Source organism: Pseudoflavonifractor phocaeensis (assembly GCF_016901735.1).
Taxonomy (GTDB): Bacteria; Bacillota; Clostridia; order Oscillospirales; family Oscillospiraceae; genus Pseudoflavonifractor_A.
Genome location: NZ_JACLZC010000094.1, coordinates 1 through 7,520 on the forward strand (window position 1 = coordinate 1; position 7,520 = coordinate 7,520).

A 7,520-nucleotide genomic window follows, 5' to 3' on the forward strand; every position below is an offset into this window, starting at 1 on the left:
CCGACGTCTCCCTGACCGACGGCACCCTGTCCGGCTTCTCTGAGAGCGACGTCTGGACCGTCATCGACAACGGCGACGGCACCTGGTCCTTCTCCTACGGCGGCCAGAAGATCGGCATGGATACCCAGTATACCAGTATGCCTCTGGGCGGCGTGAACGACCAGTGGGTGCTGGAGGACGCGGGCGACGGCCTCTTCTATGTGAAGAACACCGTCCGCGGCGCCTACATGGAGTACCAGGACAGCTACGGCACCTGGAGCGCCTACCATACCATCAGCTCCGGTTCCGAGGGCCTGTTTGCTCTGGCCTTCTACCAGGTCACCGAGATCCCCGAGGAGCCCGGCGGCGACCTTACCTTCCCCGATACCTTCGTGATCTACAACGTCTCCGCCGCCGGCGTGCTGGCCGGTCAGGACGACAACCAGAGCAGCCCCTCTGTGAACAGCGCCGCCGCCACCGTGGCCGACGGCGTGGCCACCCCCGCCAACGGCGCACGGGTGTTCACCGTGGAGCAGAACGGCGAATACTACCGCTTTAAGACCAGCGACGGCTACCTCTGCTCCAACGGCACCGGCAACAACGCTTTCTACTCCGCCGAGGCCAGCGAGGAGGCCGACTGGACCCTCACCGCCTTCAACGGCGGCTACAACCTGAAGAGCCGCACCGCCAAGTATAACTCCAGCGCCCAGTATCTGGAGTACTACGGCGGCTCCTATAAGACCTACAGCCTCTACAACGACAGCGACAAGGACATCTATACCTTTAACTTCTACCCCCTGGCCGAGGGCGTCACCGTCACCGACGGCGTGGTCAACGTGCCTTCGGTGGTCTTTGGCGCGTTGTCCGACGCCTACGTGGGGCAGGACTACACCGTCACCTTTACGGTGGACAGTGTGTTCGGCGTGGCCGAACTCTCCGCCCGGTACGGCGAGACCTTCGCGGAGCTCTCCGAGGACAACGGCGTCTATTCCTTCACCATTCCCGCCGCCGACCTGACGGAGGGGACCCTCTCCATCACCGTTACGGGCGCCGACACCAAGAACGTGACCTTCTCCGGCTCCGCTGACGTGGCCGTGAAGGACGAGCCGGTCATCTCCGGCGTGTTCCCCGCCGCCAACGCCCAGACCGGCGACGACAAGCGCCCCGAGATCGGCTTTACCTTCGGCAACGCCGGTGAGAACCCCACCGTCGCCATGTCCATCAACGGCACCGCCGTCACCCCCACCGTGACCGACGGCAAGGCCAGCTACACCCCCGCCGCCGACCTGGCCGACGGCAAGACCACCGTGTCCGTCACCCTCACCCGGGCCGACGGGAAGAGCGTCTCCCGCAGCTGGTCCTTTACCATCGGCGTGGCGGAGTTCCAGCTCTACTTCGGCCAGCTCCACTCCCACACCGCCGAGTACTCCGACGGCGCGGGCACCCTCCAGGAGGGCCTGAACTATGTGGCCAACCTCCCCGAGAGCGCCAACGTGGACTTTGTGGCCTTTACCGACCACTCCAACTACTTCGACTCCAGCTCCGAGGCCAACCCCGAGGCCGCCCTCTACGACACCACCCAGATGAGTGAGCAGAGCACCCAGAAGTGGAACGCCTATAAGGGCGCGGTGGCCGCATTCAACGCCGCCCACGCCGGTGAGATCGTGGCTCTGGCGGGCTTCGAGATGACCTGGTCCGGCGGACCCGGCCACATCAACACCTTCAATACCCCCGGCATCGTCTCCCGCAACAATGCCACCCTGAACAGTAAGACCGGCGACGCGGGCCTGCAGGCCTACTATGCTCTGCTGAGCAACGCCGAACTGGTGGACTCCATCAGCCAGTTCAACCACCCGGGCACCACCTTCGGCAACTTCATCGACTTTGGCTACTATGATCCCATCATCGACACCCGCATCTATCTGGTGGAAGTGGGCAACGGTGAAGGCGCCATCGGCCAGGGCGGCTACTACCCCAGCTATGAACAGTACATCATGGCCCTGGACAAGGGCTGGCACGTGGCCCCCACCAACAACCAGGACAACCACAAGGGCAAGTGGGGCAACGCCAACGACGCCCGCAACGTGATCCTCACCGACGACTTCTCCGAGCAGGGCCTCTACGAGGCCATCCGGAACTACCGGGTTTACGCCACCGAGGATAAGAATCTGGAGATCAACTACACCCTCAACGGCCAGATGATGGGCGCGATCATCGACGAAGTCCCCGAAACCGCCGCCATCAGCGTCTCGGTCTACGACCCCGACAGCACCGACTCCATCGCCAAGGTGGAAGTGGTGGTCAACTCGGGCGCCGTGGCCTACACCTGGGACGATCCCACTGAGCTGGCCTCCGGTGAGCTCTCCTGCACCATCCCCGCCTCTTACAGCTATTACTTCATCCGCGTCACCCAGGGTGACGGCGACCTGGCGGTCACCGCTCCCGTCTGGGTGGGCGAAGTGGTGAAGCTGGGCATCTCCTCGGTGGAATGCGGCACCTCCATCCCCGTCACCGGCGAGGAACTGACCCTCTCCACCACCCTCTTCAACAGTGAAAGCAGCGACGCCACCGTCACCTCCATCACCTATACCAGCGGCGGCCAGGTCCTGTACACCGACGCCACCGGGTATGACCTGCCCGCCTCCAGCACCGCCGTGGTGGACTGGCAGTATACGCCCGACATGGCCCGGGTCATGACCGTCACCATCACCGCCGTGGTGGAGCAGGACGGCATCTCCTACACCTACTCCAAGGACATCACCCTGGACATCCTGGATGCCAGTCAGCTGGTCTACATCGGCATTGACGCCTCCCACTACAACGAATATGTGGCGGGCAACTATAAGGACTCCATGGGCAACTTCAGCAGCCTGGCCGCCGGGTACTCGGTGCGCACCGTGGAGCTCAAGACCAGTGAGGACCTGATTGCCGCCTGCGAGAATGCGGAAGGCAAGTACAAGGCCATCATCCTCACCGCGCCCTCCCGCCGCCTGGCCGACGCCCAGAACGACCCGCGCACCTATTCCCAGGCCGAGCTGGACGCTCTGACCGCCTTTAACGCTGCCGGCGGCGTCATCATCCTCAGCGGCTGGTCGGATTACTATGAGAACTACTCGGTCATCACCGGTAATCCCGACATCGTCCACATGGCCGCCACCCAGAACGCCATCCTGGAGGCGCTGGGCTCCTCCCTGCGCATCGCCGACGACACCGCCTCCGACGACGTGCTCAACGGCGGCGACTCCAACCGCCGGCTCTACCTGTCCACCTATAATTTCGACAACTTCCTCATGGACGGCGTGGAGTTTGACCCCGCAAATCCCAACGACAACTTCTACTCTCAGCTTTACAGCCACTACGGCGGCGCGACGGTTTACACCGTGGACGCCGACGGCAACCCCACCTCCGTGCTGCCGGCTACCGTCTCCCCGGTGGTCTACGGTCACGCCTCCACCTACTCCAAGGACAACGATAACGACGGCCTGGGCGGCGACAACGTGCCCACCTACGCCGTGGCGGAGGGCGACAGCCGCCTGATGGTGCTGGCCTCCGAACAGCTGGAGGGCAAGGGCCTTATCATCGTCTCCGGCGCGGCCTTCATGTCCAACTTTGAGGTCCAGTCCCAGCCTGACAGCGCCGCGGAAAAGAACTACTCCAACTACACCATCTGCGAAAATCTGGTCAGCTACCTCAACCCCGTCTCTATTACCCCCATCGCCGAAGTCCAGGCCCAGGAGCTGGAAGGCATCAAGTACACCATCGAGGGTGTGGTCACCTCCAACGCCTCCGGCTACGACAAGGACACCGCCTTCTTCGACTGTATCTACGTCCAGGACGAGACGGCCGGCGTCAACGCCTTCCCCGTGGCGGGCAACTACAAGATCGGCGACGTGGTGCGCATCACCGGCACCACCTCCTCTTACCAGGGTGAGCGTCAGATCGCCGTGACCTCCATCGAGAAGATCGGCGAGACCGACGCCCCCGCCCCCAAGGAGATCACCGCCGCGCAGCTCAACGACGGCTCTGTCCTGGGCAGCCTGGTGACCCTGAAGGGTACCGTCGTCTCCTTCCAGGAGGAGAACGGCTCCATCCAGACCATTCTGGTCCGCGACAGCGAAGGCAACATCGGCCGGGTCTTTATCGATGGCTACATCACCAGCGACAAGGAAATCGACGGTCTGGAGGTGGGCTGCGCCATCACCGCCACCGGCCTTGCCTCCTACGACAACACCTTCAACGCTCCCGAGGGTCCCTTCCCCCGTATCCGCGTCCGTGACCGGGCCGACATCGTGTGCGGCGAAGGCGGTAGCACTACCGTTATTACCGGACATGAAGGTCCCCGGCATGATGTGGAAGAAGAGCTGCCCGACGAGGATACCCCCCTGGCGCCCGGCGTGTTTACCGACCTGGACCAGGACGCCTGGTACTATGACGACGTAATGGCCGTCATCGAGGCCGAGCTCATGAACGGCGTGTCCTCCACCAGCTTTGCCCCCGAGATGACGGTGAGCCGCGCCATGGCGGCTACCATCCTCTACCGGCTCTCCGGCGAGACTTACAGCGGCTCCTCCCCCTTCCCTGACGTGGCGGAGGATACCTGGTACACCGAGGCCGTGGCCTGGGCCAACCACAAGGGCATCATTACCGGCTATGACACCGGCATCTTTGCCCCCAACGACAACGTCACCCGGGAGCAGCTGGCCGCCATGTTCTACCGCTATCAGCAGGCCATGGAGGGCGACACCGCGCAGGAGGGCGATCTGTCCGTCTTTACCGACGGCGACGCCATCAGCTCCTACGCTGTGGAGGCCATGACCTGGGCTGTGGGCGCGGGTCTCATCCAGGGCCGGTCCGACAGCCTGCTGGCGCCCGCCGGCATCACCCAGCGGTGCGAGCTGTGCGCCATTCTGGTTCGGTTTGAGGCGCTGAACGGCTGATTTCCCACCGTTTCGATTCCCGCACAACAAACGGGGAGCCACCCCCAAGGCCGGGGGTGGCTCCCCTTCTCTTTCAGACAGGAGGACAAACATGCAAGGATGGAAGGCTCCGACAAAGCGGCAGGCGGCGGCCATTGCCACGGGACTTTGCTTTTTTCTGATTTTGGTGGCAGGCGGCTTCTGCCTGCGCACTGAGAACGACACGCTGACGGCAGCCCAAAAGCGGCTCTTTGCCGTGGCGGAGGTCACCGACGTGCTGGCCGACAACGCCCAGCCGGAGGACTGGAGCGAGGGGCTGCGCCTGGGCTCCCAGACCCTGGAGCTGGAGATCCTCAGCGGCCCGTATCAGGGCGAGATTCTGGAGGGGATCAACTATCTCAGCGCCTATGCCAACGTGGACTGCAAGCTGGGGACCCGTGTCATCGTCCGTCTGGACCTGGACGACAACGGGGACCCCTATGTGGTGTCCATCCCCAACTACGACCGGGGCGGCGTACTGGCGGGTATGGTGGCGGCTTTTGCCCTGCTGCTGGTGGTTATCGGCGGCAAAAAGGGGGTCATGGCCCTGCTGGGCCTGGCCTACACCCTGGCGGGCATCTGGTTTTTGCTCATTCCCATGGTGCTGCAGGGCTTTGACCCGGTCTGGTCGGCGGTGCTCATCGCGGCGCTGACGGCGGTGGCCTCCCTGCTGATGCTCACCGGCTTTTCCCGCAAGACCCTGTGCGCCGGTCTGGGCTGCGTGTGCGGCGTGGCGGCGGCGGGTCTCTTTGCCTGGGTGGTGGGACAGATCACCCCCATCAGCGGCTTCAATATGAGCGAGGCGGAGGATCTGGTTCTCCGGGCCTATGACAGTCCTCTCTCCATCCGGGGTTTATTGATCAGCGGCATTCTGATTGCCTCCATGGGCGCGGTGATGGACGTGGCCATGTCCATCTCCTCGGCCTGCCACGAGCTCCGGACGGTAGAGCCCAATATCACGCCCGTCCAGCTCTTCCGCTCGGGCATGAACATCGGAAAAGACGCCATGGGCACCATGGCCAACACGCTGATTCTGGCCTTTGCCGGCGCGTCCTTCAACGTGCTCCTGCTCTTCCAGGTCTACGGCTATCCTCTCATCCAGATCATCAACAGCGACGCCATGGCCATTGAGCTTATCCAGAGCGTGGCCGGCTCGGTGGGGATCATCCTTACCGTCCCTCTGGTGTCTCTCCTCTCCTCGCTGCTCTTTCCCAAAAAGGTCTGAAAAGAGGCCCCGGACAGTGCAATCCTGTCCGGGGCCTCTCTCTGTTTTCCGCTCTCTTATCCGTTATTTCTCCCCGTATCCGTTGGGGTTCCGGCTCTGCCACTTCCAGGAGGTGGCGCACATTTCCTCAATGCCGTATCGGGCCGTCCAGCCCAGCTCCTCCCGGGCCTTGGAGGGGTCGGCCCAACAGGCCGCCACGTCGCCGGGCCGGCGGGGGTCCATCACGTAGGGGATGGGATGGCCGCAGGCCGCCTCGTAGGCGTGGAGCACATCCAGCACGCTGTATCCCTTTCCGGTGCCCAAATTGCACACGAACAGGCCGCAGTTCTCCGCCAGCTTCTTCAGCGCCGCCACATGGCCCTCCGCCAGATCCATCACGTGGATGTAGTCCCGCACGCCGGTGCCGTCGTGGGTGGGCCAGTCGCCGCCGAACACATGGAGGCACTCCAGTTCTCCCGCCGCCACCTTGGCGATGTAGGGCACCAGGTTATTGGGGATGCCGTTGGGGTCCTCGCCGATGAGGCCGGAGGGATGGGCGCCGATGGGGTTGAAATAGCGCAGCAGCGCCACGTTCAGGGTGGGGTCGGCGGCGCAGCAATCGGTGAGGATACGCTCCAGAAAGAGCTTGGTACAGCCGTAGGGGTTGGTAGCCGAGCAGGGGGCGTCCTCCCGGATGGGCACCGTCTCCGGGTCGCCGTACACGGTGGCCGAGGAGGAAAAGACAAAATTGCGCACCCCATGGCTCCGCATCACGTTGAGCAGGGTGAGGGTATTGGTCAGATTATTGGTGTAGTATTCCAGCGGCTTGCGGACGCTCTCGCCCACCGCCTTGAGGGCGGCAAAGTGAATGACCGCGCCGATGTCGGGGTATTGGTCGAAGAGAGCCTCCACCGCCGCCCGGTCACACAGATCCGCCTGCACAAAGGGGATCTGTTTGCCGGTGAGCTGTTCCACCCGGCGGAGGGACTCCCGGCTGGAATTGACCAGATTGTCGGCCACCACCACCTCATAGCCCGCCTCCAGCAGAGCCACGCAGGTATGGCTGCCGATGTATCCCGCGCCGCCGCTGACTAAAATCTTCATCCTTTTTCCTTCTTTCCAAAAATTTAGTCTTATTTTACTCTTTTTTCCCGTTCTTGTCCACAAAAAAGGAGCAATAAAAACCGGCTCTCCAAAAGAGAGAGCCGGGCGGCTTGTCGAAAAAGCCTGTTGACTCCTATCAAAATGAAAGTATCCTGCGGGAAGAATGCAGATTGCCGCAGAATCGTTTTTCGATTCCCAACGGGAACGGCCCTGCGCGGGCGGCGCAAAATGAAAGCTTTCTTTGCCTCCTTTCTTTCTCGAAAGAAAGGAGGTTCCGA

The 7,520-nt window shown here is 62.9% G+C and carries 4 protein-coding genes; 2 read left to right on the forward strand and 2 right to left on the reverse strand.

Translation table 11 applies throughout. The annotated features are described in order from the left end of the window. Together H7U37_RS13890 and H7U37_RS13895 are read left to right on the forward strand one after the other, a co-directional pair. On the forward strand, positions 1 to 4,916 hold a 4,916-nt coding region (locus H7U37_RS13890), incomplete at its 5' end, for an S-layer homology domain-containing protein (RefSeq protein ID WP_204876619.1). 91 nt (positions 4,917 to 5,007) lie between these two features. After that, positions 5,008 to 6,159, forward strand: a complete 1,152-nt coding sequence (locus H7U37_RS13895; RefSeq protein ID WP_204876620.1) for a YibE/F family protein — start codon at positions 5,008 to 5,010, stop codon at positions 6,157 to 6,159. 63 nt (positions 6,160 to 6,222) lie between these two features. Here H7U37_RS13895 and galE read toward each other — a convergent pair whose 3' ends face one another. After that, complete coding sequence (galE, locus tag H7U37_RS13900; protein WP_204876621.1) at positions 6,223 to 7,242, reverse strand: UDP-glucose 4-epimerase GalE; 1,020 nt, start codon at positions 7,240 to 7,242, stop codon at positions 6,223 to 6,225. Between the two features lie 29 nt (positions 7,243 to 7,271). After that, positions 7,272 to 7,520: hypothetical protein (locus H7U37_RS13905; protein WP_204876622.1), on the reverse strand; the 249-nt coding region annotated here is incomplete at its 5' end.

Coding starts and splice junctions, on each gene's coding strand:
- H7U37_RS13895 (WP_204876620.1), top strand. CDS start 5,008: ATGCAAGGATGGAAGGCTCCGACAAAGCGGCAGGCGGCGGCCATTGCC.
- galE (WP_204876621.1), bottom strand. CDS start 7,242: ATGAAGATTTTAGTCAGCGGCGGCGCGGGATACATCGGCAGCCATACC.